Genomic DNA, 21,740 nt, shown 5'->3' with positions numbered 1-21,740 from the left:
GCGGCCTGTTCGGTTCTCATGGTCACCCAGATGCGGCGTGCGGGGAAGACCGCGGGGGCCGGGTGAAGCAGCAGTCCCCGCACACGCCGCCGCCGGGCACCCGGTAGTAGAGGCAGCAGCTGCGGCGGCGGAAGGCGGTGCCGGTGAGGGTTCCGGTGCCGGTGAGGTACGGGTGGCCGAGGAGGGAGGCGGTGAGGTCGCGGGTGCGGGCGGCGAGGTCCGGGCGGCCCCCGGCGCGGGTGCGGAGCTCCAGTTGCCGGGCGGCTCCGGCGAGGGCGGACGCCGCGTTGCCGCGCAGCAGTCCGGCGGCGGGTCCGTACCGGGTCCGCAGCGCCTCGGCCAGCGGTTCCAGGTGGCCGTCGAGCACGGTCCGGGCGAGCGTGCCGGCGTCGCCGGGCAGCGGCCGGACCTCGGTCAGCCACAGGTCGTCGGGGGCGCCGCCGTCGGCGTCCCAGCGCAGGAGCCGGGCGTCGAGGTCGGGGACGCGGCCGTACAGGACGGCGCAGCCGAGGGCCGCCGACCACAGGCGGGACGCGAGCCCCTGGTGGGCGATCGAGGCGGCGGTCCGCGTCTCGGGGGTGCGGAGAGCGGCGGCCACCTTCCGGACACGGAAAGTCAGCGAATTTTCGTAAACATCCGACTTTATGTCGGCGTACGTCCGGGCGAGTGACGGCAGCGTTGAACGGGGCGGTGCTCCCGTCCGTAGTAGGAAGAAGCCACCGAGCGGTCGGAGCGCGGCGAGATCGGCGTCGAGGTCCACGAGGAGCAGTAGTACCAAGCCCCCTAGGAGGGCGCCCCCAGGGGGTCAGGGTCGGTGTCACCCACCCTGGGGAGGACGGACGCTCCGTAATACTCCATCGGCAGTAGGACCCAATGCCTGCTCAGGTACGACGACGGGAACAGTTTTTCGCGGCATCGTGTTGTCCATGGAAGCCGACCGTTCGCCGCGCCGGGGTGATTGCCCCTGCCTCACGCAGAGGAGCCGCACATGAGCGCCCTCGCGTTGTCCGTGGTCCTGTCGCTCGTTTCCGCTGTCGCCTACGCCGCCGGTGCGATCGTCCAGGAGCAGGTCGCGGCGTCCTCCCCATTGCAGCAGTACGCCCCGCTGCGTCGGCCGAGCTGGTGGGCGGCGGTCGCGCTGAACGGCCTGGGCGGCCTCCTGCACGTGGTGGCCCTCGCGTTCGGCCCGCTCAGCCTGGTCCAGCCGCTCGGCGCGCTGACCATCGTGTTCGCCCTGCCCATGGCAGCGCTGTTCGTCGGCCGCAAGGCCGGGGCGACCGCCTGGCGGGGCGCGATCATGGCGACCGTGGGTCTGGCCGGTCTGCTCTCCCTGGTCGGCGCGTCCGACGCGCAGTCCCTGGACACCGCCCAGCGGGTGACGGTCGCGGCCGTCACCGCCGCCGCGCTCGTCTCCCTGATGGTCGCGGGCCGGGCGGCCCACCGGCACCCGGCGGTCCGCAGCATCCTGCTGGCCACCGCGTCCGGTATCGCGTTCGGCATGTCCTCGGTGTTCACCAAGACCGTCGCGGTCGACTGGACCGGCGGTGTGTCCCTGGCGGACGCGCCCTCGCTCGCCGTCATCGGCGTCCTGGCCACGGCCGGCATGCTGCTCTCGCAGGCGTCCTACCGGGGCGCCGGGCTCGCGGCCCCGCTGGCCACGCTGACCGTCGTCAACCCGGTGGTCGCCGCGGCCGTCGGCATCACGATGTTCGGTGAGACGTTCCGCTACGGCACGACCGGTACCGCGCTCGCCCTGAGCTGCGGCGTCGTCGCGGCGGGCGGGCTGATCCTGCTGACGACCGAGCGGATCGCCCGCGAGGAGCCGCAGACGCTGCCCGAGCCGCTCCCGGCGCTGCGCACGCCCGACTCCCCCGAGGAACTACTGACCGGCCTCCCCGGGCAGCCGGTGATCCGCGAGGAACTCCTCGTGGGCACCGCGCCCGCGGACCGGCCGGGTCCGCCCGAGGAGCACGCGGACGGACCGGACGGCACGGAAGCGGGCGAGCCGGTGTTCTTCTACGGCGGCCCGTTCTACGCCGCCACGTACATCCCGATGCCGGTCCTGGACCGGCACCGCACCAGGGTCAAATCCTGACGCCGCCGGCCCGGAGGTACGCCACCGGGTCGACGTCGGAACCGAAACCGGGCCCCGTCCGCACCTCGAAGTGCAGATGCGGGCCCGTGCTGTTGCCCGTGGACCCCGACCGTCCGATGCGCTGACCGGCGCCGACGCTCTGCCCGTCCCGTACGGAGATCGCGGACAGGTGGGCGTACTGGGTGTACCGGCCGTCGGAGTGCCGGACGACCACCTGGTAGCCGAAGGAGCCGCCCCAGCCGGCGGTGACGACCTTCCCTGCGGCGACCGACTTCACGGACGTGCCGGTGGGCACCGCGAAGTCCACGCCGGTGTGGTAGCCCTTCGACCAGGAGGAACCCGTCTTGTGGTAGGGCGTGCCGGTGGGGGCGTTCACCGGGGCGACCAGGGAACGGCCGGTGTCGGTGTCGGTGCTCTTCTTCTCGGTGGCCTTCGTGGTGGCCGTGGACGTCTCGGGGGCCGCCGGGGGCGCCGTCGCCTTGCCGCGCAGGTCCAGCCGCTGTCCCGGCAGGATCAGGTCCGGATCGGCGCCGATCGCCTTCCGGTTGGCCGCGTACAGGCGCTGCCAGCCGCCCTTGACGTCCTCGCGGTCGGCGATCCGGGAGAGGCTGTCGCCGCGGACGACGGTGTACATCTCGGCGGATCCGGCGCGGGACTGCGGTGTGGTCTGCGGCTGCACGTCCTGCACGGAGGTCTTGCTGGTGCGTTCCCCCGCCGGGTGGATGTCGGGGGTGTCCCCGCCCCGGGTCAGCCCGGCCCGCACGGAGCACACCGGCCACGCGCCCGGCCCCTGCCCGTCCAGCACCTTCTCCGCGACGGCGATCTGCTGGTCCTTGGTGGCGAGATCCGCGCGCGGCGCGTACCGGGCGCCGCCGAAGGCCTCCCAGGTGGACTGGGTGAACTGGAGCCCGCCGTAGTAACCGTTGCCGGTGTTGATGCTCCAGTTGCTGCTCGACTCGCACGCGGCGACCTTGTTCCAGGTGTCCACGTCGGCCGCCTGGGCCGCGCCGGCGCCGATCAGCGGGATCGCCATTCCGGCGCCGCCCGCCGTGACGGTGAGCGAGGCTCGGTTGATCCTGTTCGGCTGATACCGGCGGTGCCGGCCGCGTACGGCCATGGAGTTCCCCCTAGTGCGTAGGAAGGCCAAAAATAAGTGCCCCGAACAGGCCATGACAAGACGGCAATCGGACGACCCTCGCCCCGCGCGCCGCAGCCGCCCCGTGCCGAATGCCGTTCACCGAAAGGCCTGTTGAGTGCGCCACCGAGGGCTAAACTCCGTTCCGTCCGGGGGAACGCGCAGGTGAACGGGGCAGCGGTGGACTACGAGTTCGACGTTTTCGTCAGCTACAGCAGAAGCGCGGGGAACGTCTGCGAGTGGGTGTGGAACCACTTCTATCCGGCCCTGAAACGCTGCCTCGAGGACGAGATCGGCAAAGCCGAGATATTCATCGACCGCCAGCTGGAGGAACACATCGGCACCCCCTGGCCGGACCAGATCGCGTCCTCGCTGGGCCGCAGCAAGCTGCTGGTGCCCGTGCTCTCCGCCCCGTATTTCCAGTCCCCCTGGTGCACCGCGGAATGGGCGACGATGGAGGAACGCGAACAGCGCGTCCAGGGCAACACCCTGATCCTCCCGGTGGTGTTCGCGGACGGCACGTCCTTCCCGGCCGAGGTGCAGCGGCGCCAGCTGCACCGGGAGTTCAAGGACTACAACGTCCCGTACCCCAAGTACCAGGAGTCCGAGGCCTATCCGCACTTCCACAAGGAGGTGCAGCGTCTGTCCGAGCTCATCGCCGGCCGGCTGGCGGAGGTTCCGGACTGGTGCGCCGACTGGCCCGCTCTCCGGCCGCCCGCCGCCACCGCGCCCGTCCGCGGTCGCCTCCCCCGCTTTGGAGCGTGATGGAACCCCGCCGGAACGGTCAGGTCATCACGTTCTACTCCTACAAGGGCGGTGTCGGCCGCAGCTTCGCGCTCGCCAACACTGCAGTGCTGCTGGCCCGTTGGGGCTACCGGGTGCTGTGCGTGGACTGGGACCTGGAGGCACCGGGGCTGTCGTACTTCTTCGACCCCTACCTCCAGGAGCCGCCGCGGGCCGGTCTGCTGGAGATGATCGAGGAGGCGCGGGACACGCCCGACGGCGCGAACACGGCCCTGCGGCACCGCACCCCGGTGAACCTGCCGGGCGGCGCGCGGCTGGATCTGATCGCCGCGGGCAAGGATGGCGACGGCAGCTATGTCTCCCGGCTCCAGGACGTCGACTGGGAGAAGCTGTACTCCGCGCACGACTTCGGGGCGACCCTGGAGGCGTGGCGCGCGGCGTGGATGCGGGAGTACGACCTCGTCCTCGTCGACAGCCGCACCGGCATCACCGACTCCGGAGGCATCTGCACCGCCCAGGTCCCCGATGTGCTGGTGTTCGCCTTCACCGCCAACGAGCAGAACGTGCGGGGCGTCCTGGACATCGTCGAACGCGCCATGCAGGCACGGGACGAACTGCCCTACGACCGGCCTAGGTTGCTCACGGTCCCGCTGCTCAGCAGGTTCGACGCCCAGCCCGAGTACGAGCAGGGCGAGACCTGGCGGCGGGAACTCGCGGAGCGGATGAAGCCCCGGCTGCGGGACTGGGCGCCCCGGGGAAGCGACCCGGGGGAGCTGCTCCAGCGCGTGACGATCCCCTACTTCCCCGTCTGGTCGTTCGGTGAGTCGCTGCCCGCCCTGACCGAGAGTCCCCGCAACTCCGAGCAGGTCACCTACAGCATCGCCGGTCTCGCCGCGCTGCTCGCCCGGCGGCTGGAGGACGTCAGTCTGCTGGTGGAGAACCGGGACTCGTACGTGGAGACCGCCCAGCAGGCGGCGCGGCGGGGCTACACGACCGACGTGTTCGTCAGCCACAGCCAGTCCACGACCAAGCTGGCCCGGAACTTCACCTCGCTGCTGCGGGAGAACGGCGTGAGCGCGCGGCTCTCCAGCGATCTGTCGCCCTCGGCGGGCACCCAGTCCCGGCACATCGACGACTGCCGCCACTTCGTGCTCATCATGGACGAGAACGGCGAGGACCCGTCCCAGAACCTGGACACCAGCTACTTCCTGCGGCATTCCGTGAACGCGGTCACCGAACGGCTGGCGCTGCCCGTGGTCACCTCCTCCACGGCCATCGGCCAACTGCCGCGGCTGGCGCAGTCCTTCCAGGCGTTCAACCTGGAGGACGGCACCGTGGCGCAGGCGGCCCGGGCGATCGCCGCCCGTGTCCGACAGGACTCGCGGCGGCTCGAACCGCACTCGTCGCGCGGCGGCGGCCATCACGACGTGTTCCTCTCCTACGCGCACGCGGACGCCAACTGGACCCTCGCCCTCGCGGAGAACCTCAAACGGCTCGGGGTCTCCGTCTTCGTCGACGAGTGGGAGGTGCAGAGCGGGGACCACTGGCCGACCAAGCTGGAGGACGGGCTGCGCAACGCGGACACCGTGGTGTCCGTGGTGACCGGGGCGTGGACCCGGTCAGAGCACGCGCTCCAGGAGTTCGACCGGGCCGCGCTGTCGCCCCGGCGGCAGCAGGTGATCCCCGTCCTCGTGGGCGACGTGGAACCGCCGTCGTTCGTGGCGACGTGGAGCGGCGTCGACTTCCGCTCCGCGCTGACGCCGAGGGACTACGTGGACCACGTGCGTCAGCTGGCCCGGAGGATTCTGCGGCTGCCCCCCGACGCCCCGCTGCCCAACAGCGGCACCGTGGTGCTCCCCGACACCATGTTCTGACTGAACATCCGGAGGACCGCCGGACGTATCCCTGACGTGCGGTCCGTCAGCCGGCGGACCAGGATGGCCGGTGGACCATACTGACGGACACGACCGGCACATGACGGATTCTTTGGGAGCAGGCGGTATGAGCACTACAGCGCAGATCGGCGTCACGGGCCTCGCGGTCATGGGCAGCAACCTCGCCCGCAACTTCGCCCGCAACGGCTACACGGTCGCGGTGCACAACCGGACGGCGTCCCGTACCCAGGCCCTGGTCGAGGAGTTCGGGCACGAGGGCGACTTCATCGCGGCGGAGACCGCGAAGGACTTCGTGGCGGCGCTGGAGCGACCGCGCCGTCTGGTCATCATGGTGAAGGCCGGCGGGCCGACGGACGCGGTGATCGAGGAGTTCGCGCCGCTCCTGGAGCCCGGCGACATGATCATCGACGGTGGCAACGCGCACTTCGCCGACACCCGGCGCCGGGAGCGCGAACTGCGCGAGCAGGGCATCCACTTCGTCGGCACCGGCATCTCCGGCGGCGAGGAGGGCGCGCTCAACGGCCCGAGCATCATGCCCGGCGGCTCCAAGGAGTCGTACGACTCGCTCGGTCCGATGCTGGAGAAGATCTCCGCCAAGGCGAAGGACGGCGCGCCCTGTGTGACGCACGTCGGCGCGGACGGCGCCGGCCACTTCGTGAAGATGGTGCACAACGGCATCGAGTACGCCGACATGCAGCTCATCGGTGAGGCCTACCAGCTGCTGCGCGACGTCGCCGGGTACACGCCCGCGCAGATCGCGGAGATCTTCCGTACCTGGAACACCGGGCGGCTCGACTCCTATCTGATCGAGATCACCGCCGAGGTGCTCGCGCACGTCGACGCGGCCACCGGGAAGCCGTTCGTGGACGTGGTCGTCGACCAGGCCGAGCAGAAGGGCACCGGGCGCTGGACCGTGCAGATCGCCCTCGACCTGGGCGTCCCGGTCTCCGGGATCGCCGAGGCCGTCTTCGCGCGGTCCCTGTCCGGCCACGCCGATCTGCGCGAGGCGTCCCGCGGGCTCGCCGGGCCGAAGGCGACGCCGCTCGGCGAGGCCGAGGCCGCCGCGTTCGCCGACCGGGTCGAGCAGGCGCTGTACGCCTCGAAGATCGTGTCGTACACGCAGGGCTTCCACGAGATCGCCGCCGCGCGCGAGGAGTACGACTGGGACATCGACCTGGGTGCCGTGTCCGCGATCTGGCGCGGCGGGTGCATCATCCGGGCGGCGTTCCTGGACCGCATCCGGGCCGCCTACGACACGCGGGCCGACCTGCCGAGCCTGCTGTCCGACGACACGTTCGCCCGGGAGATCGCCGCCGCTCAGGACGACTGGCGTGAGGTGATCGTCGCGGCGACCCGCCAGGGTGTGCCGACGCCCGGTTTCTCGGCGGCGCTCGCGTACTACGACGCGCTGCGTGCCGAGCGGCTGCCCGCGGCGCTCACGCAGGGCCAGCGGGACTTCTTCGGGGCGCACACCTACCGGCGGACCGACCGGGACGGTTCGTTCCACACGCTCTGGGGCGGGGACCGCTCGGAGATCTCCGGCTGACCCCGATCGGGGCCGCCGCTCGCGGGACGACGGCAGGGGCGCGGGAACCGTTCACACGGTTCCCGCGCCCCTGGCGCGTTCAGGGCCCTGTCCGCCCTAGCTGAGCGGCGGTCCCGGCTCCGGGCTCGGTACCGGCTCCGGACCCGGCGGGACCGGCGACGGCGCGGGGTCCGGGGGCGGTGTCGGCAGCGGACCCGGCCCGGGGGGCTGCGGCGTCGGCTGCGGGCCCGGGCCGGGCGGTTGCGGCGTCGGCGCGGGCGGCGGGGACGGGTCCGGTACGGGCGACGGGTGAACCGGGTCCGGGCCCGGGGTGGGGGGCGGGGTGAGCGGGTCCGGGTAGGGGTCGGTCATGGGGTCCTCCGGCCATTCGTCGACATCGGCTCTGGACTACTCCCCCGCGTACCCCTAGAAGCGGCCCGGATGCGCCACCAGCCACTCCTTCGCCGCACGCAGCAGCTCGGGGTCGGCGGCCGGGGCCTCGTCGGGGTGGCGCGCGGCCCACTTGACGACGTAGGGGCACAGCGGGGCGACGACGACGCCCTCGCGCTCGGCGAGGGCGTAGAGCTCGCGGGCGAGCGAGCCCGCGATGCCCTTCCCCTCGTGGGCCGGCTCCACGATCGTGTGGACGGGGACCAGGGCGCGCCCGGGCGATTCGAGGACGAAGTACTCGATGCGGCCGGTGACTTCGTCGCCGTCGAAGGCCTGGAGAAGACCGGCCGGCCGGTCGTCGCGGATCTCGGTGTCGCTCATGGGCACGCTCCTGGAAGTGACCGTCTCGGATCAGGCCGGTACGGCCTGCGGGCTGCGCTGCTGCTCGGTGCCCGGCACCGGCTCCGACGGGTCGGCACCCAGGGCCACGATCCGGTTGTCGCGGTCCACGTGCACGACCCGCGGCTTCAGGGCGCGCGCCTCGGCATCGCTGACCTGAGCGTAACTGATGATGATCACCAGGTCGCCGGGGTGGACGAGATGGGCGGCGGCACCGTTGACGCCGATGACGCCCGAGCCGCGCTCGCCCTCGATGACGTACGTCTCCAGACGGGCGCCGTTGGCGATGTCGACGATGTGGACGAGTTCGCCGGGCAGCAGGTCGGCGGCGTCCAGCAGGTCCGCGTCGATGGTCACCGATCCCACGTAGTGCAGGTCGGCCTGGGTGACGGTGGCGCGGTGGATCTTCGATTTGAACATGGTTCGAAACACGGAGTAACTCCCCAATTGTCTGCTCCCTGCCTGTTTCTCCAGGTCAAGGGCGGTCCCCGGAGGGTACAACGGTTCGCCCGCCAGGTCAGGGGCGCCCGGCCGCCGCACCCGGTCGCGGCACCCGACCCAGGGCGCCCGGGGTGCACGCAATGCAGCGCAACAAGATGACGTAATCGACGCAATATCTTGCGCCACTTTCATTCGTTTGCGTCGAACTGCGTAAGCAGGCACCGCCGTTCGGGCGGGGCATCGTGTCACGGCGTGAAAGTTGTGTCGCCCGGACCGTAGACGGACTTATAGCGCTCTGCAATATTGCGATGAAACCGCGCAAGAACCTGCGCGCGCCGCTCGGCGCGCGCACCTCCGCAGGGAGTCCCCACATGATTCGCACGGTTCGACGCAGACCCAGATCCTTCAGGCGCCGAGCGGCGACCGCCGCGCTCGCCTCGTCCCTCCTGGTTCTGGGACTGCCCGCCGTCGGCGCGCACGCGGCCGGTGGCCCCGACGTCGCCGCCGAGGCACCCGTCAAGGCCGGCAGCGCACTGCGCGCGCACCCCGCCGCCCAGATCACCGACGGCGACAGCGACACCTACTGGCAGGCCGGGAGCAAGGCGGCCCAGTGGGTGCAGACCGACCTCGGCAAGGCCCGGCGTGTCCGCCAGGTCGTGCTGCGGCTGCCCGCGGACTGGGAGACCCGCAAGCAGACGCTCGCGCTCCAGGGCAGCGCCGACGGGACGAGCTTCGCCACGCTCAAGTCGTCGGCGCAGTACGTCTTCAGCCCCGGCAACGGCAACACGGTGCGGATCTCCTTCCCGGCGACGCTCGCCCGGTACGTACGGGCCGACTTCTCGGGGAACTCGGTCGCGCCCACCGCGCAGCTCGCCGAGATGCAGGTCCTCACGAGCGCCGCCGCGACCCCCAACCTCGCGCTCGGAAAGACGTTCAGCGAGAGCGGGCACGCGGACGTCTACGGCGCGGCCAACGCCGGTGACGGCAACCGGGCCACGTACTGGGAGAGCGCCAACAACGCCTTCCCGCAGTGGCTGAAGGTCGACCTCGGTGCCTCGGTCCAGGTGAACCAGGTGACACTGCGCCTGCCGAGCGGCTGGCCGAGCCGCAGCCAGACGCTCAAGATCCAGGGTTCCACCGACAACCAGAACTTCACCGACCTGACCGCCTCGAAGGCGTACACCTTCGACAGCGGCAACGACCAGTCGAACACCATCGGCTTCGACACCACCACGACCCGGTACGTGCGCGCGTACGTCACCGCCAACACCGGCTGGCCGGCCGGGCAGTTGTCCGAGCTGGAGGTCTACGGACCGGCCACCGGCGACACCCAGGCGCCCACCGCGCCGGCCGGCCTGGCCTACACCGAACCGGCCACCGGGCAGATCAGGCTGGCCTGGAGCGCGGCCACCGACGACACGGCCGTCACCGGCTACGACGTCTACGCGAACGGCCAGTTGAGGGCGAGTGTCGCCGGGAGCGTCCTGACGTACACCGACACCCAGCCCGCGAGCACCGACGTCACGTACTTCGTGCGGGCCAAGGACGCCGCCGGGAACGTCTCGGCCAACAGCAACAGCGTGACCCGCAAGGGAACCGGCGGCGACACCCAGGCGCCCACCGCGCCCGGCAACCTCGCCTACACGCAGTCCGGCAACGACGTGAAGCTGACGTGGCAGGCGTCGAGCGACAACGTCGGCGTCACCGGGTACGACGTGTACGCGGGCGGCCAGGTCGTCAAGTCGGTGGCGGGTGACGTGCTGACGTACACCGACACCCCGTCGGCGTCCGCGACGGTCACCTACTCCGTGCGGGCCAAGGACGCCGCCGGGAACGTGTCGGTGGCGAGCAACAGCGTCACGCGGCCGGGCAGCGGCTCCGGCTCCGACCTCGCGCAGGGCAAGCCCATCGAGGCGTCCTCGTCCACCTTCACCTATGTGGCGACGAACGCCAACGACGGTCAGGTCGCCACCTATTGGGAGAGCGGGGGCGGCGCCTACCCGGCCACCCTCACCACCAAGCTGGGCGCCAACGCCGACCTCTCCCAGGTCGTCGTGAAGCTGAACCCGGACGCCGCCTGGTCGACGCGGACCCAGAACATCCAGGTGCTGGGCCGTGACCAGGACGCGACGGCGTTCACCGGCCTCGTCGCGGCGAAGGACTACACGTTCAATCCGGCGACCGGCAACACGGTGACCGTCCCGGTCTCCGGGGCCGCCGCCGACATCCAGCTCAGGTTCACCTCCAACTCCGGCGCGCCCGGCGCCCAGGTCGCCGAGGTCCAGGTGATCGGCACCCCGGCCGCCAACCCGGATCTCCGGGTCACCGGCATCACCAACTCCCCCGCCGCGCCGGTCGAGTCGGACGCCATCAGCCTGACCGCGACCGTCACCAACAGCGGCACGAAGGCGGCCAAGGCGACCGACCTGGACTTCACGCTCGGCGGGACGAAGGCCGCCACGGCGGACGTCCCGGCGCTCGCGGCCGGCGCGTCGGCGACGGTCACCGCGAGCATCGGCACCCGGGAGGCGGGCAGTTACCCCGTCGGCGCCGAGGTGGACCCGTCGAACAAGGTCATCGAGCAGAACGACGGCAACAACGTCTTCACCCGCTCCGACGCCCTCGTCGTCAAGCCCGTCTCCAGCTCCGACCTGATCGCGGCACCCGTCTCGTGGACCCCGTCCAGCGCGTCCGCCGGTGACGAGGTCAAGTTCACCGTCGCCGTCAAGAACCAGGGCTCGGTGGCCTCCGCCTCCGGCGCCCACGGCATCACCCTCACCGTCCTGAACGCGAGCGGTGCCACCGTCAAGACGCTCACCGCGTCCTACAGCGGCGCCATCGCGGCGGGCCAGACCACCGCACCGGTGAGCCTCGGCTCCTGGACCGCCGCCAACGGCAAGTACAGCGTGCGCACGGTCCTCGCCGACGACGCCAACGAACTGCCCGTCAAGCGCGCCAACAACACCACCACACAGCCCCTGTTCGTCGGCCGCGGCGCCGACATGCCCTACGACATGTACGAGGCGGAGGACGGCACCGTCGGCGGTGGCGCCAAGGTCGTCGGACCGAACCGGACCATCGGCGACGTCGCGGGCGAGGCCAGTGGCCGCAAGGCCGTCACCCTCACCGCGACCGGCCAGTACGTCGAGTGGACCACCCGGGCCAGCACGAACACCCTGGTGACCCGCTTCTCGGTCCCCGACGGCACGAACACCACCCTGAACGTCTACGTCGACGGCCAGTTCCTCAAGGCGATCGACCTGACCTCGCAGTACGCCTGGCTGTACGGCAACGAGACCGCGCCCGGCAACTCGCCCGGCTCCGGTGCCCCGCGCCACATCTACGACGAGGCGAACGTCCAGCTCGGCAGGACCGTGCCCGCCGGTGCGAAGATCCGGCTGCAGAAGGACGCGGCCAACTCCGCCCCGTCGTACGCGATCGACTTCGTCAACACCGAGCAGGCGACGGCACTCCCGAACCCCGACCCGGCCGCCTACACGGTCCCGGCGGGCTTCTCGCACCAGGACGTGCAGAACGCGCTCGACAAGGTCCGCATGGACACCACGGGCAAGCTGGTGGGGGTCTATCTGCCCGCCGGTGACTACGAGACGGCGAGCAAGTTCCAGGTCTACGGCAAGGCCGTGAAGGTCGTGGGCGCCGGGTCGTGGTTCACCCGCTTCCACGCGCCCTCGTCGCAGGAGAACACCGACGTCGGCTTCCGGGCCGAGGCGACCGCGAACGGCTCGTCGTTCGCCGGCTTCTCCTACTTCGGCAACTACACGTCCCGGATCGACGGTCCCGGCAAGGTGTTCGACTTCGCCAACGTCGCCGACATCACCATCGACGACATCTGGGTCGAGCACATGGTGTGCCTGTACTGGGGCGCCAACACCGACCGCGTCACCATCAAGAACTCCCGTATCCGCGACATGTTCGCCGACGGCGTCAACATGACGAACGGCTCCACGGACAACCACGTCGTCAACAACGACGCCCGCGCCACCGGCGACGACAGCTTCGCCCTGTTCTCCGCGATCGACGCCGGAGGCGCCGACGAGAAGAACAACCTGTACGAGAACCTGACGTCGACGCTCACCTGGCGGGCGGCCGGTATCGCGGTGTACGGCGGCTACAGCAACACCTTCCGCAACATCCGCGTCGCCGACACCCTGGTCTACTCCGGCATCACGATCTCCTCGCTGGACTTCGGCTACCCGATGAACGGCTTCGGCACCGAGCCCACGACGATCGAGAACGTCTCCCTGGAACGAACCGGCGGCCACTTCTGGGGCTCCCAGGTCTTCCCCGCGATCTGGGCGTTCTCCGCCTCGAAGGTCTTCCAGGGGATCAGGGTCAACGACGTCGACATCGACGACTCCACCTACGGAGGCGTCATGTTCCAGACCAACTACGTCGGCGGGCAACCGCAGTTCCCGGTGAAGGACACGATCTTCACCGACATCTCCATCACCGACTCCAAGAAGAGCGGAGACGCGTTCGACGCGAAGTCCGGCTGGGGCATCTGGGCCAACGAGCTGCCGGAACCCGGTCAGGGCCCGGCCGTCGGTGAGGCCACCTTCCGCAACCTGCGGATGAGCGGCAACGCCCAGGACATCCGCAACACGACCAGCACGTTCAGGATCATCGTCGAGTAGCGGCGGGAGCAGCGTCGCGCGGGGCCGCCCTCAGCCGGAGGGCGGCCCCGTCCGCGTTCCCCGGCTCGTCCTCGAACTGGGTCCGGTACAGCTCCGCGTAGCGTCCGCCCGCCGCCAGCAGCTCCTCGTGGGTGCCGCGTTCGGCGATCCGTCCGGCCTCGACGACGAGGATCAGGTCCGCGGCGCGCACGGTGGACAGACGGTGGGCGATCACCAGCGCGGTCCTGCCCTCCAGCGCCTCCGCCAGGGCCTCCTGCACGGCCGCCTCCGACGTGTTGTCGAGGTGGGCGGTCGCCTCGTCCAGGACGACCACGCGCTGACGGGCCAGCAGCAGCCGCGCGATGGTCATGCGCTGGCGTTCGCCGCCGGAGAGGCGGTAGCCGCGTTCACCGACGACCGTGTCGAGACCGTCGGGCAGGGCCCGCACCAGGGTCTCCAGGCGGGCGCGGCGCAGCGCCTGCCACAGGTCGGGCTCGTCCGCGTCCGGGCGGGCCAGCAGGAGGTTCGCGCGGACGGTGTCGTGGAAGAGGTGGCCGTCCTGGGTGACCATGCCGATGGTCTCGCGCAGCGAGCGGGCGGTCAGGTCCCGGGTGTCGGCGCCGCCCACGCGCACGGCGCCGTCGTCGACGTCGTAGAGGCGGGGCAGCAGTGCGGCGATCGTCGACTTGCCCGCGCCGGAGGAGCCGACGAGGGCCACCGTCTGCCCGGGTTCGGCGCGGAAGGAGACACCGCCGAGGACCTGTTCGCCGCCACGGGTGTCGAGGGAGGCGACCTCCTCCAGGGAGGCGAGGGAGACCTTGTCGGCGGACGGGTAGCCGAAGCGGACGTCGTCGAACTCGACGGCCACCGGCCCGTCGGGGACCGGGCGGGCATCCGGCTTCTCCTCGATGAGCGGTTTCAGGTCCAGAATCTCGAAGACCCGTTCGAAGCTGACGAGTGCGCTCATCACCTCGACGCGGGCTCCGGCGAGAGACGTCAGCGGGGCGTAGAGGCGGGTCAGCAGCAGGGCCAGGGACACGATGTCGCCCGCCTCCAGGGTGCCGCGCAGCGCGAACCAGCCGCCGAGGCCGTAGACGAGGGCGAGCGCCAGGGCGGAGACGAGGGTCAGGGCGGTGATGAAGACCGACTGGGCCGTGGCCGTGCGCACCCCGATGTCGGCGACGCGGCGGGCGCGGGCCGCGAACTCCTCGGACTCCTGCTCGGGGCGGCCGAAGAGCTTGATCAGGGTGGCGCCGGGCGCCGAGAACCGCTCGGTCATCCGGGTGCCCATGGCCGCGTTGAGCGTGGCGGCCTCGCGCTGCATCCGGGCCATCCGGATGCCCATGCGGCGGGCGGGCAGCACGAACACGGGCAGCAGCGCCAGCGCGAGCAGGGTGATCTGCCAGGACAGGGTCAGCATGACGGCCAGTGTGAGCAGCAGCGTGACCAGGTTGCTGACCACACCGGACAGAGTGTTGCTGAAGGCGCGCTGGGCTCCGATGACGTCGTTGTTGAGTCGGGAGACGAGCGCGCCCGTACGGGTACGTGTGAAGAACGCGACCGGCATGCGCTGCACATGATCGAACACGGCTGTCCGCAGATCGAGGATGAGCCCCTCCCCGAGCGTCGCCGACAGGCGCCGCCCGAGGATGCCGAGCGCCGCCTCGACGACCGCGATGAGGGCGATCAGGACCGAGAGGCGGACGACGGTCCGCTCCTCGCCGTCCGACACGATCGCGTCGACGACGTCCCCCGCGAGGACCGGGGTCGCGACCGCGAGCAGTGCGGTGAGCACCCCGAGCACGACGAAGAGCGCGATCCTGCGGCGGTGCGGCCGGGCGAAGGCGCCGATGCGGCGCAGGGTCTCGCGGGCGAAGGGACGGGTCTCCTGCCGGGCGTTCATCACGCTCTGCAGCTGCGTCCAGGCTGTGGTCTCCATGCTCATGAGAGGGACCGTAGAACCTCGACCAATGTTGAGGTCAAGGCCGGTTCCGTCGCGGCGCGGGCCGATTCGCTTCAAGTCCGTCAGCCGCCGTCCCCGCGTGCGCAACCTGGTGTTGTCCTGGCGCGGAGAACCTTCCCCGATGTGATGACCGCGCGTTTCCCCCGAGCCCTGCGGCGACTGCCCGGCCGGCAGATCCTGATGCTGGCGCCGCTGGTGCTCGTGCTGTGGGTCGCCGTGCACCACCGGCAGGTGCTGGTGGCGGGGTTCGGGCATCTGCGCCACGCCCAGTGGCCGTGGCTGCTGGCCGCCGGCGCGGCCACCTGCGGCACCTGGGTCGCCGCGTCCGCCGCCCGGCAGGGCGCGCTCGTGCAGCGGCTGCCCGTACGACGGCTGCTGGCCACGCAGTTCGCGGCGGGCGCCGCCAACCATCTGCTGCCGACGGGCCTCGGGGCCAGTGCGGTCAATCTGCGGTTCATGGCGGTGTGCGGGGTGCCGCTGGCCCGTTCCTCGGCGGCGGTCGCGCTGTATCTGCTCGCCGAGTCGGTCGCCCGGATCGGTCTGCTGGCGGTTCTGCTGATGGTGTTCCCGCACGCGCTGCGGTTCGGTTCGCTCCTGCCGGACGGCGCGCTGGTCCCGCTCCTCGCGGCCGTCGGCACGCTCGCCGTCGCGGCGCTGCTGGTCCTGCTGCTCGTACGCCGCCTGCGCCTGTTCGTCCTCACGTTCCTGCGGACCGCGTTCGGCGAGTTCCGCGCCGTGCACACCCGGCCCTCCCGGGCACTGGCGCTGTGGGGCGGCTCGTTCGCGTTCCCGGCGCTCCAGGCGGGCGGTCTGGTCGCGGTGGGCATGGCGATGGGCCTCCCGGTACCGCCCGCGCACATGGTCGTCGCCTACCTGGCGGCGACGATCGCGGTCGCCCTGATCCCCACCCCGGGCGGCGTGGGTTCCGTGGAGGCGGCACTCGTCCTCGCCCTGGTCGCGGCGGGCGGCCCGGCCGCGATCGCCACAGCGGTGGTCCTCACCTACCGGATCATCACGGTGTGGGTCCCGATCCTGCCGGGGGCGCTTACGTTGGGTGCGCTGGTGCGGATGAAGGTGATCTGAGGGGGGGTGGGGGGGCATGGTGGGAATCGTCTGGGCGGGTTCCCGGGGGCGTGACGCCGGCCCTCCGGACGAGGCCGGGGACGTGGCGGCGGTTGCCCGAACGGAACCCCAGGCGTGATCGCGATGGCCGAAGGGCGGCGACGCCAGCGAGACGACAGCCCCCGAGCCGAGGACGAGGGCCGAACCACACTCGCCCCAGCCGGAGTTGGAGACGAGAGTTCAGTCGGTCGGGCAGCAGCCGCGGACGGGACGGCAGCCGCTTGAGCGGAGCGGCAGAGCGATGACCGGCACCGGAGCAAGGTCGGGGACGTGACGGCAGTCCTCCGGACGAGACCGGCGCGTGGTGACGGTTGCCCGAGCCGGGCCGCAGGCATGATCGCGGTCGGCTGAGCGGGAGCGAAGGCGGGATCGCGATTGTCCGCGCGGGACCGGAGGCGTGATCACGGTCGTGTGGGCGGGACCGTTGGCGGGACAACAGCCGCCCGATTCGAGGACGAGGGCGGAACCACACCCGCCCCAGCCGGAGTTGGGGATGAGCGTTCAGTCGGTCGGGCGGCAGCCGCAGGCGGGACGGCAGGCACCCGCGTGGCGACCGCAGGCACAACGACGGCCGCCCGAGCCGCGGCCCCACACGGGACGGCAGCCGCCCGTGCGGCAGGATCGGACGAGACACCCGTCGCCCGGGCGGTGGTCGTGGACGTACTGTGGCCCGCATCCGATCACCGGGAGGTGGGCCGTGGCTGTCACGTCCGTCCGTTGTGAACGTCGGGGGCCCGTCACCACGGTGATCCTCTCCCGGCCCGCCGTGCGCAACGCCGTGGACGGGCCGACGGCCGTCGAACTGGCCGCCGCGTTCCGGGCGTTCGAGGCGGACGACGAGGCGCGGGTCGCGGTGCTGTGGGGCGAGGGCGGCACGTTCTGCTCGGGCGCCGATCTCAAGGCGATGGGCGCCGGGCACGGCAACCGGGTCGCCGAGGGCGGTGACGGGCCGATGGGGCCGACGCGGATGCGGCTGTCGAAGCCGGTGATCGCCGCGGTCGCCGGGCACGCCGTGGCCGGTGGCCTCGAACTGGCGCTGTGGTGCGATCTGCGGGTCGCAGAGGAGGACGCCGTGTTCGGGGTGTTCTGCCGCCGCTGGGGCGTCCCCCTGATCGACGGCGGCACGGTACGGCTGCCCCGCCTGATCGGTACGAGCCGCGCCCTGGACATGATCCTCACCGGGCGCCCGGTGGACGCCCGCGAGGCGTACGAGTTCGGCCTCGCCAACCGTGTCGTGCCGAGCGGCACCGGCCGGGCCGCCGCCGAGGAACTCGCCGCCGCGATCGCCGCGTTCCCCCAGGCGTGCCTGCGCTCCGACCGCGCCTCGGTGTACGACCAGGAGGGCCTCGACGAGTCGGCGGCGATCGGCGTCGAACTCCGGCACGGGGCGGGCGTGTTGGCCGAGGGCATGGAAGGCGCGGCACGGTTCGCGTCCGGTGCGGGGCGGCACGGGACGTTCACCGGGCCGTGAGGACCGCCGCTTCGGCACCGGCGAGGGCGGCGGCGTCGGCACCGGCGAGGGCAGCCGCTCTCGCCCGTTCTCCCGGGTGCAGCAGTGCCCCGGCGGCGAACACGCCCGGCCGGTCCGTCGCGGGGGCCGCCGTGCCGAGGGCGATCCCGCCGCGTCTCGCCAGCTCGTCGTCGGCCACGAAGTCGCCGGTGAACACGACGGTGTCGCAGGACAGCACGGTCGTACGGCCGTCCCGGTGGCGGACGCGGACGCCCGACAGGCGTCCGTGGCCGAGGAGTTCGGTGACCGTCGTGCCGGTGAGCACGGGGTCGCGGCGGCGCAGCCGGGTCACGGCCGTCGGGGCGCGGCCGGCGCCTTCCGTCACCAGGGCGACGACCTCCGCGCCCGCCGTCCGCACCGCCCCGGCGGCGGCGTACGACACGGCCTCCGCGCCGACGATCACGGCCCGGGTGCCGATCCGCTGTCCGTACAGGTGGACGGCCTGTTGCAGCTCGCCGGTGGTGTAGACGCCGGCCGGACGGGTGCCCGGCACCAGGCGGGCGGCGCGAGGGCGTTCGCGGCATCCGGTGGCCAGGACGACGGCCCGCGCCTCGATCGTCTCGGCGCCGTCCGGGCCCACGGTGGCCAGCGCGAGGGGCCCCGCCCAGTCGAGGGCGGTCACGCCGGTGCGTACGACCGCCCCGGCGCGCCGCGCGGTCTCGGTGAGCTGGCGGGCGTACGCGGGGCCGGTCAGCGGTCGCAGGAGGGTGCCGAACCCGCCGTGCGCGCAGTGCCTGGGTACGCCACCGGCCTGTCGTTCCCGGTCCAGCACCTCGACACGGCGCACGCCGGACGCGGCGAGGGCCGCGGCGGCGGTGAGTCCGGCGGGGCCCGCGCCGACGACGAGGACGTCGACCTTCCGGGTCATGACGGTGCCGCCTTCGAGTTCTCGAACAGGTCGCGGACGGCCGCCCCGCAGTAGAAGCCCTGGCAGCGGCCCGCTCGCGCGCGGGTGCGGCGGCGCAGTCCGTCGAGGCCGGCCGGGGGGACGGTGCTGGTGAGGGCGTCGCGGATCTCGCCGCGTGAGACGCGCTCGCAGTGGCAGACGAGGGTGCCGTACTCGGGGTCGGCGGCGACGCGTCCGGGCTGCTGGTGGGGGCGGGGGAAAGCTTCGCCCAGGTTCGGCATGCGCACGGGGTCGAGTTCCCGCTCCGGCCCCAACTCCATGCCGCTGGAGGCGAGTTGCTCGACCACGTGGTCGGCGATCGCGAGGGAGGCCGTGAGGCCGGTCGAGCGGATGCCGCCGACCGTGACGTACCGCTGGTCGGGGTGGGCGGCGATGCGGTAGTCGTCGTGCTCGGTGGCGGCCCGCAGGCCCGCGTAGACGGCGGTGACCTCCTCGTCGAGCAGGCGGGGCAGGATGCGGCGGCCCTTCTCGCGCAGGTCCGCGAGTCCTTCGGTGGTGGACCGGGTGGCGCGCTTGTCGTCGAGGTCCTCGGCGGTCGGGCCGAGCAGGACGTTGCCGTAGACGGTGGGCGCCACCAGGACGCCCTTGCCGAGGGCCGTCGGGACGGGCAGCAGGATGTGCCGGACCAGGCCACGGGCGAACTTGTCGAAGACGACGAGCTGGCCGCGGCGCGGGGTGACGGTGAAGTCGTCGTGGCCGAGGTGACGGTCGAGCGTGTCGGCGTGCAGCCCGGCCGCGTTGACGGTCCAGCGGGTGCGGAGGGTGCCCCGGGAGGTCGTGAGCGAGCCCGGACTCAGCCGCTCCACCGCGGAGTTGAGGTGCAGGTCCACTCCGTGCCGGACGGCCTGGGTGGCGTACGCCAGGGTCGTCGTCCAGGGGCAGATGACGCTCTCGCCGGGCACGTGCAGGGCGCCGAGCGCGCCGGGGCCCAAGTGCGGTTCCCGCTCGTACAGTTCGGCCTCGCCGATGAGCCGGGTCGCCTTGTGGTCGTTGCGCTCGGCCTTCTCGGCGAGCCGGGGCAGCGCGGCGAGCTGTTCCTCGTCCCAGGCGACGAGCAGGGCGCCGACGGGTTCGACGGGGATGCCGGACTCGGCGGCGTACTCGGCGAGTCGCCGGGAGCCCTCGCGGACGAGCCGGGCCTCCAGCAAACCGGGCACGGCGTCGAAACCGGTGTGCAGGATGGCGGTGTTGGCCTTGGAGCTGCCCTGCCCGATGTCGTCCTGGGCCTCGACGAGGGCGATGTCGAGTCCGGGGTGGCGGGCGAGCCGGCGGGCGATGGCACAGCCGACGACTCCGGCGCCGACGACGGCGATGTCGTACGTGCGGTCGGGGAGCCGTCCGGTCCTGGTGACGGTCATGCGGGCGGGGTCCGGTCGAGGAGCGTGGCGACCTCGTCGCGGAAGCGCGCCCGGCGTGCGGCGGCCTCGTCGGCGCCGATGCGGGGTGTGTGGACGGCGGAGGGCTTGGCGTCGGGCAGCGCGTCCTCGACGGGCTTGCCCGGGTCGGCGCCGAGGCGGGCGAGCGCGCCGACGCCGAGGGCAGTGGCGTCCGGCAGGGTGGACACCTCGACGGGGCGTTGCAGCAGGTCGGCCTGGGCCTGCATGAGGAGCGCCGAGCGGGTCAGACCGCCGTCGACGCGCAGTGCGGTGAGCGGGGCGCCGAGGTCCTGGCCCGCCGCGTCGGCGAGTTCGGCGACCTGGGCGGCGATGCCCTCGCACAGCGCGCGCACCAGATGGCCGGCCCGGGTGTCGAGGCCGAGGCCGGTGAGGGAGCCGCGCAGGTCGCCGCGCCACCAGGGGGCGGCGAGTCCGGCGAGCGCGGGGACGAAGGTGACGCCGCCGCTGTCGGGGACGGTGCCGCCGACGGCGTCGAGGTCGGCGGCGCCCCTGATGACGCCGAGGTCGGTGAGCCAGCGCACGGCGGACGCGGCCGTGTAGACCTGTCCGTCGAGGCAGTAGCTGGTGCGGCCGTCCAGGCGCCAGGCCACGCAGCTGACGAGTCCCGAGTCGCCGCGCCGCGGGGTGTCGCCGGTGGGGGCGAGGAGGAACGCGCCGGTTCCGTAGGTGCACTTGGCGCCGCCGGGTTCGGTGACGCGCTGGGCGAGGAGCGCGGCCTGCTGGTCGACGGCGAGGCCGGTGAGGGGGATCTCGGCGCCGAACGCCCTGGTCGTGCCGATGGGCCGGGCGTTGTCGACGATCTTCGGGAGGGTGTCGTCGGCCAGTCCGTACAGATCCAGGGCGCGCGGCGACCAGGTCGCGGTGTCGAGGTCGAGGAGCTGGGTGCGGCCGGCGGTCGCCGCGTCGGTGACGAAGGCTCCGGTGAGGCGGTGGATCAGCCAGGAGTCGGTGGTGGTGACGACGCCCTCGCGGGTGAGGTGACGGCGAATCCAGGCCATCTTGGGCGCGGCGAAGTACGGGTCGAGGGGCAGCCCGCTGAGGGCGCGCAACTCGTCCGCGTGGGGGGCTAGTTCCTCGCAGACGGTCTCGGCGCGGCGGTCCTGCCAGACGAGGGCGTCGGTGAGCGGACGTCCGGTGGCGGGGTCCCAGGCGAGGACGGTCTCGCCCTGGTTCGCGAGGCCGAGCGCGACGACGGGTTCGCGTGCCTCGGCGAGCGCCCGGTGTCCGGCGTCGACGACGGAGGCGTACAGCTGGGCGGGGTCGACCTCGACCAGTCCGCCGGGCAGGTGCCGGGGGCGGACCTCGGCGAATCCGGCGCCGATGACTCCGCGTTCGGGACAGATGACGAGGGCCTTGGTGCCGGACGTTCCCTGGTCGACGGCGAGCACCGGACCTGTCATCGAGTACCTCCCGGGGCGGCGTCCTCGGCGATCACAGTGCGTCAGCCTGCCCCCGCCCGGCTCGCCGCGTCAAGCATCGCTGACCATGCGTCAAACCGGGTGAAGTGAAAAGGAGTTCGAAAGGATCCGGAAAGGGGCGGAGATGTGGAACCTCCGCCTCTATAGTGACCGCCGACCCGATCG

At 72.2% G+C, this 21,740-nt stretch carries 14 protein-coding genes and 1 pseudogene; 7 read left to right on the top strand and 8 right to left on the bottom strand.

The annotated features are described in order from the left end of the window. Positions 1 to 22: 22 nt before the first annotated feature. A complete protein-coding gene (locus tag ACIPSE_RS27025) occupies positions 23 to 778 on the bottom strand; it encodes a (2Fe-2S)-binding protein (RefSeq protein WP_401666951.1) in 756 nt (251 codons plus the stop codon). 210 nt (positions 779 to 988) lie between these two features. On the opposite strand from ACIPSE_RS27025, the gene ACIPSE_RS27020 reads away from it, so the two are divergent. After that, complete coding sequence (locus ACIPSE_RS27020; RefSeq protein WP_401666948.1) at positions 989 to 2,095, top strand: DMT family transporter; 1,107 nt, start codon at positions 989 to 991, stop codon at positions 2,093 to 2,095. Here the strand turns inward: ACIPSE_RS27020 and ACIPSE_RS27015 are convergent. After that, a complete protein-coding gene (locus ACIPSE_RS27015; RefSeq protein ID WP_401666946.1) occupies positions 2,085 to 3,212 on the bottom strand; it encodes a transglycosylase family protein in 1,128 nt (375 codons plus the stop codon). The two genes, ACIPSE_RS27020 and ACIPSE_RS27015, sit on opposite strands and share 11 nt — an antisense overlap. Before the next feature lie 183 nt (positions 3,213 to 3,395). On the opposite strand from ACIPSE_RS27015, the gene ACIPSE_RS27010 reads away from it, so the two are divergent. The 3 genes from ACIPSE_RS27010 (at position 3,396) to gndA (ending at position 7,415) form a co-directional block, all read left to right on the top strand. Further along, positions 3,396 to 3,995: a TIR domain-containing protein gene (locus tag ACIPSE_RS27010; protein WP_401666944.1), complete on the top strand. Its 600-nt coding sequence runs from the start codon at positions 3,396 to 3,398 to the stop codon at positions 3,993 to 3,995. Continuing rightward, positions 3,995 to 5,848 carry a KGGVGR-motif variant AAA ATPase gene (locus ACIPSE_RS27005; RefSeq protein ID WP_401666941.1) on the top strand — a complete coding sequence of 618 codons (1,854 nt, stop codon included), beginning with the start codon at positions 3,995 to 3,997 and terminating at the stop codon, positions 5,846 to 5,848. Before ACIPSE_RS27010 ends, ACIPSE_RS27005 begins: the two co-directional genes overlap by 1 nt. 127 nt (positions 5,849 to 5,975) lie before the next feature. After that, positions 5,976 to 7,415, top strand: coding sequence for an NADP-dependent phosphogluconate dehydrogenase (gene gndA / locus ACIPSE_RS27000; RefSeq protein WP_401666939.1), 1,440 nt, complete (start codon positions 5,976 to 5,978; stop codon positions 7,413 to 7,415). Between the two features lie 405 nt (positions 7,416 to 7,820). On the opposite strand, the gene ACIPSE_RS26995 is transcribed toward gndA, so the two are convergent. Beyond that, positions 7,821 to 8,165, bottom strand: a complete 345-nt coding sequence (locus ACIPSE_RS26995; protein ID WP_401666936.1) for a GNAT family N-acetyltransferase — start codon at positions 8,163 to 8,165, stop codon at positions 7,821 to 7,823. 30 nt (positions 8,166 to 8,195) lie between these two features. Then, on the bottom strand, positions 8,196 to 8,615 hold the full coding sequence (gene panD / locus ACIPSE_RS26990) for an aspartate 1-decarboxylase (protein ID WP_401666933.1): 420 nt from the start codon (positions 8,613 to 8,615) through the stop codon (positions 8,196 to 8,198). A 380-nt stretch (positions 8,616 to 8,995) separates the two neighbouring features. Here panD and ACIPSE_RS26985 point away from each other — a divergent pair, with 380 nt between their 5' ends. Next, entirely contained in the window at positions 8,996 to 13,279 is a 4,284-nt protein-coding gene (locus ACIPSE_RS26985; protein WP_401666930.1) for a discoidin domain-containing protein, read from the top strand. Here ACIPSE_RS26985 and ACIPSE_RS26980 read toward each other — a convergent pair. After that, positions 13,266 to 15,197 carry an ABC transporter ATP-binding protein gene (locus ACIPSE_RS26980; protein ID WP_401667275.1) on the bottom strand — a complete coding sequence of 644 codons (1,932 nt, stop codon included), beginning with the start codon at positions 15,195 to 15,197 and terminating at the stop codon, positions 13,266 to 13,268. The two genes, ACIPSE_RS26985 and ACIPSE_RS26980, sit on opposite strands and share 14 nt — an antisense overlap. Before the next feature lie 150 nt (positions 15,198 to 15,347). Here ACIPSE_RS26980 and ACIPSE_RS26975 point away from each other — a divergent pair, with 150 nt between their 5' ends. Further along, the gene (locus ACIPSE_RS26975) at positions 15,348 to 16,304 is read left to right on the top strand and encodes a YbhN family protein (RefSeq protein ID WP_401666927.1); all 957 of its coding nucleotides are present in this window, start codon (positions 15,348 to 15,350) and stop codon (positions 16,302 to 16,304) included. A gap of 736 nt (positions 16,305 to 17,040) precedes the next feature. Continuing rightward, positions 17,041 to 17,814 carry a crotonase/enoyl-CoA hydratase family protein gene (locus ACIPSE_RS26970; protein WP_401666925.1) on the top strand — a complete coding sequence of 258 codons (774 nt, stop codon included), beginning with the start codon at positions 17,041 to 17,043 and terminating at the stop codon, positions 17,812 to 17,814. Between the two features lie 13 nt (positions 17,815 to 17,827). Here the strand turns inward: ACIPSE_RS26970 and ACIPSE_RS26965 are convergent. From ACIPSE_RS26965 to ACIPSE_RS26955, 3 genes and pseudogenes are all read right to left on the bottom strand, one after another. Continuing rightward, positions 17,828 to 18,721 (bottom strand): annotated as a pseudogene (locus ACIPSE_RS26965) (FAD-dependent oxidoreductase); the annotation flags it as partial. Next, complete coding sequence (locus ACIPSE_RS26960) at positions 18,718 to 20,118, bottom strand: FAD-dependent oxidoreductase (protein ID WP_401666923.1); 1,401 nt, start codon at positions 20,116 to 20,118, stop codon at positions 18,718 to 18,720. The gene ACIPSE_RS26960 and the pseudogene ACIPSE_RS26965, both read right to left, overlap by 4 nt. Then, positions 20,115 to 21,557: an FGGY family carbohydrate kinase gene (locus ACIPSE_RS26955; RefSeq protein ID WP_401666920.1), complete on the bottom strand. Its 1,443-nt coding sequence runs from the start codon at positions 21,555 to 21,557 to the stop codon at positions 20,115 to 20,117. Before ACIPSE_RS26955 ends, ACIPSE_RS26960 begins: the two co-directional genes overlap by 4 nt. Positions 21,558 to 21,740: the final 183 nt, after the last annotated feature.

The organism is Streptomyces sp. NPDC090106 (assembly GCF_044747265.1).
In the GTDB taxonomy this organism is placed as follows: domain Bacteria; phylum Actinomycetota; class Actinomycetes; order Streptomycetales; family Streptomycetaceae; genus Streptomyces.
Note: the sequence above shows the minus strand (reverse complement) of the source record. Positions and strands in the feature narration are given on the sequence as shown.